This window comes from Mycobacterium sp. (assembly GCF_004298145.1).
Taxonomy (GTDB): domain Bacteria; phylum Actinomycetota; class Actinomycetes; order Mycobacteriales; family Mycobacteriaceae; genus Mycobacterium.
On record NZ_SCRH01000050.1, the window covers coordinates 1 to 3,785 of the forward strand.

General features: G+C 63.8%; 3 protein-coding genes and 1 pseudogene. 3 read left to right on the forward strand and 1 reads right to left on the reverse strand.

Annotation, left to right across the window (positions count from 1 at the left end):
* The 3 genes and pseudogenes from EPN51_RS21460 to EPN51_RS21470 all read left to right on the forward strand — a co-directional run.
* On the forward strand, window positions 1-1,333 hold a 1,333-nt coding region (locus EPN51_RS21460), incomplete at its 5' end, for a thioesterase domain-containing protein (RefSeq protein ID WP_293046661.1).
* 90 nt (window positions 1,334-1,423) lie between these two features.
* On the forward strand, window positions 1,424-1,714 hold the full coding sequence (locus tag EPN51_RS21465; protein ID WP_293046663.1) for a transposase: 291 nt from the start codon (window positions 1,424-1,426) through the stop codon (window positions 1,712-1,714).
* A pseudogene (locus EPN51_RS21470) lies at window positions 1,711-2,193 on the forward strand (IS3 family transposase); the annotation flags it as partial. The gene EPN51_RS21465 and the pseudogene EPN51_RS21470, both read left to right, overlap by 4 nt.
* 135 nt (window positions 2,194-2,328) lie before the next feature.
* Here EPN51_RS21470 and EPN51_RS21475 read toward each other — a convergent pair.
* The gene (locus tag EPN51_RS21475) at window positions 2,329-3,564 is read right to left on the reverse strand and encodes a cytochrome P450 (protein WP_293046667.1); all 1,236 of its coding nucleotides are present in this window, start codon (window positions 3,562-3,564) and stop codon (window positions 2,329-2,331) included.
* Window positions 3,565-3,785 lie beyond the last annotated feature (221 nt).

Genomic DNA, 3,785 nt, shown 5'->3' on the forward strand with positions numbered 1-3,785 from the left:
GCCCGGATCGCGCATGTATCGCACCGGCGACCTGGTGTGCTGGGGTACCGACGGGCAACTCGCCTACCTGGGCCGCGCCGACGAGCAGGTCAAGATCCGCGGCTACCGCATCGAACTCGGCGAGGTCCAGGCCGCGCTGGCCGCATTGGATGACGTCGATCAGGCGGTGGTGATCGCCCGCGAGGACCGCCCCGGTGACAAGCGCCTGGTGGGCTACATCACCGGAACCGCCGACCCGGGCGAGGCGCGCACCGCGTTGGCCGGGCGGCTGCCGGTCTACATGGTGCCGGCGGCCGTGGTCGGGCTCGACGCGCTGCCGCTGACACCCAACGGCAAACTCGACACCCGCGCCCTGCCCGCGGCGGAGTACACCGGCAGCGGGTACCGGGCCCCGTCCAATGCCACCGAGGAGACGCTGGCCGCCACCTTCGCCCGCGTGCTCGGCGTGGAGCGGGTCGGGGTCGACGAGTCCTTCTTCGATCTGGGTGGCGACAGCATTTCCGCGATGCGCCTGATCGCGGCGATCAACGCCGGACTGGGTGCCGACCTCGCGGTGCGGACGTTGTTCGACGCGCCCACGGTCGGGGGCTTGGGCCGGCGACTGCGCACCGACGCCACCGACGCCGAAGAGGTGGTTCCGGTGCAGACCCTGAAGCAGGGGGCCGACGGTGTTCCGCTGTTCTGCGTGCATCCCGCGGGCGGGGTGAGCTGGCCGTATCAGGTCCTCGGAAACCACCTGGATTGCCCGATCGTCGGGATTCAGGAGACCGGGCAGTGTGCGGACGCTGAATCGGTTTGCGACCTGGTCAAATTCCACGCCGACAGGATCCAAGAGGCGTATCCCGGCGGGCCGTACAATCTGCTCGGCTGGTCGTATGGTGGGGTCGTCGCGCATGAACTCGCGATCGAACTCCAGCGACGCCGATGCGTGATCGGGCGCCTGATCCTTCTCGACGCTCAACCCCGCATCGACGACAGCGTCGCGCTGCCCGAACACATCGCGGCCGAGGAGCAGACACTGGCAGAAGCCTCGTCGCCGCCCGGGATGGAACGGTTCCTCGACGCGCTGGTCCGAAATGTCCGTCGCAACATTGCGCGCTACCGGGTTCACCGGCCGGGCGTTTTCGACGGCGACATGACGATCTTTTCCGCGGTACGAGATCAGAGCGACCGCAGTTCGTATCTCGTGCAGAATTGGCGGCCGTACGTCTCCGGGGACATCGTCATTCGCGAGGTCGACTGTGCGCACGACGAGATGCTGACGACCGAGGCGGTCGGGGTCTTTGGCGAGGAACTGAACCACGTGCTGACCCTGGTGGAGCGCCGACTCTAGGTGGCGCCCGACGGCCGGGCCTGGTAGTGCCTAATGGTGCCTAATGACATTCCCCCCAGACCGTGGAGGCATCAGCTATAAGGGGTAGTGATGTCAGAGAAACGGAAGAAGTACGACCGGGAGTTCCGTGAGGGGGCTGTGCGGATCGTGTATGAGACGGGTAAGCCGATCGCCGCGGTCGCGTGGGATCTGGGGGTCAACGAGGGCGCCTTGGGCAAGTGGGTGACCCGGGACCGTGAGGCTCGGGAGGGTCGTGGGGAGTTGGCCCGCGACGATCTCGAGGAACTCAAACGCCTGCGCGGCGAAAACGCTGAGCTGCGAATGGAGCGCGATGTCCTCAAGCGATCCGTGGTCCTGTGGGTGAAGGAGGCGACGAAGTGAGCGTGGCACGTTTCATCGCCGACCAGAGGGCCAAATACCGGGTGCCGCATACGGTTACGTGTGTGCTGTTGGGGGTCAGCGTGTCGTGGTTCTACAAGTGGATCAGCCGTGCGCAGAGCACCGATGGGTTGTATACCGACACCGATCGGCGTCGCGCCGAGTTGGATGCCGCGGTCGTTGCGGCGTTCGAGGCGGCCAGGGGGCTGCACGGTTCGCCGCGGCTGGTCACTGACTTGCGTGATCTGGGCTGGGAGGTCTCGGAGAAGTCGGTGGCCGATTCGATGTGCCGCCAGGGTTTGGTGGCCCGCAAGATTCGTCGCCGTAACGGGTTGACCAAGCAAGACAAAGCCGCACCGAAGTTCCCTGACCTGCTCAAACGGAACTTCACCGCGGCTGAGCCGAACCGCAAATGGGTCGGCGACATCACTGAGATCCCGACCGAGTCCGGGCAGACGCTGCATTTGGCGACCGTGATCGACAACACCAAGCCGGAAGCGGCATAGGAAACCCTCCACGATCTCGGGGGAATCGCACTAATGGTGCCTAATGGTGCCTAATGGTGCTGCGGATGAACCGATTCCGCGCTAGGGGCCCTTTGCTTCTCTCGGACGTGTCTATGCGGGTGTGAGCGTCACCGGAAGCTCGTAAACACCGCGGGTAAATGCGTCGCGGACGTAGGTGATGTCGCCGGCGGGTTTGATGTCGCGGGTGCGCTGCAGAAGCTCCTCGAAAAGGATCTTCATTTCGAGCGACGCTACGTGTTTAGCGAGGCACTGATGCGGTCCACGGCCGAAGCTGACGTGCGGGTTCTTCTCTCGTGCCAGATTGAAGACGTTGGGTTCGTCGAAGGCCCGTTCGTCGAAGTTGCCGGCGACGAAAAGCATGACCACGATGTCACCTTCTTTGATCTGCTTGCCGTGCAGTTCGTGGTCGCGGGTGGCGGTACGCGCGAGGTGAGTGAACGGCGTGGCGATCCGGACCATCTCCTGAATGGCGACGTCGGAAATGTCTGACGCATGTTCGCGCAGATAGGCCATCTGCTCGGGGTTGCGCAGCAACTCGTGCATGCCGTGCGAGAACGCGGCTCGGGTGCTCTCGGCGGCCCCACTGGCCAGCACCGCGACGTTGCCCATCAGCTCGTCCTCGGACAAGATCTCCGGGTCGGCCCGAACCAGCGCGCTGACCACATCGTCGCCGGGTTCCTTCCGCTTGAGGTCGGCCAGTTCGAGCGAATAGTCCAGAATGCTTTGGATTGCGTTGAGGACGGCTTCAAAGGACGGAGTGATGCGGGTGTCAAACGGCGCGGCGAACATGTCTACCCAGCCGAAGAACTTTTCACGGTCTCCTCGGGGAACGCCCAGCACGTCACCAAGCGCCTCCTTCGGCATGGAGTCGGCAATGTCCGTCACGAAATTTACGGTGCCCTTTTCCAGGGCGGAGTCGACGATGTTCACCGCGTACTCCCGGAACTTCGCTTCCAGACCTTTCACCACCCGCGGGGTGAACGTGCCGGCTACGATTCCGCGTTGGGTGCGATGTTTGGCGCCATCCATGGTCAACATGCCCGGCTTCCCGCCAACCCTGGGGTCGAGTGGGCTGAACTTCCAGATGTTCACACCACCACGATCCGCGGCGTACAACTCAGGATTACGGTCGACGGCCCAGATGTCCTCGTTGCGGCTGATGATCCACGCCCGGTCGACGAGCAGCGGGTCGTCAAATTCCTGCAGGTAGCACGGTTCGTTGTCGCGGAGGTACGCGTACTGCTGCAGCGGTAGCCCGAATGTCGTGGGATCCCCGTTCGCGTAGGTATCGGCGTCCAGGACGCCAAGAGCGGGCCTAACCGTCATGACATTTACCTCCTTGTTGGGACGCGGCCCGGAAGACTCGCAACCGGCACTCGTATCAGCACTGCTTCGAGATATTGAGTTTTAGTCGCATCAACGTTGTTCGCGTTAGCGGAAGTCCATCCAGTGTCCGTGTGGGGTCCAGCCCATGTGGAAGGGGAGTTCGATTTTGCAGATGGGGCCGGTGGTGATGTCGTCGGTGTCGAAGATTTGGAATTCGCCGC

Bases quoted from the DNA above. Each gene is read 5' to 3' on its own strand.
- EPN51_RS21465 (WP_293046663.1), top strand. From the start codon at position 1,424: ATGTCAGAGAAACGGAAGAAGTACGACCGGGAGTTCCGTGAGGGGGCT.
- EPN51_RS21475 (WP_293046667.1), bottom strand. From the start codon at position 3,564: ATGACGGTTAGGCCCGCTCTTGGCGTCCTGGACGCCGATACCTACGCG.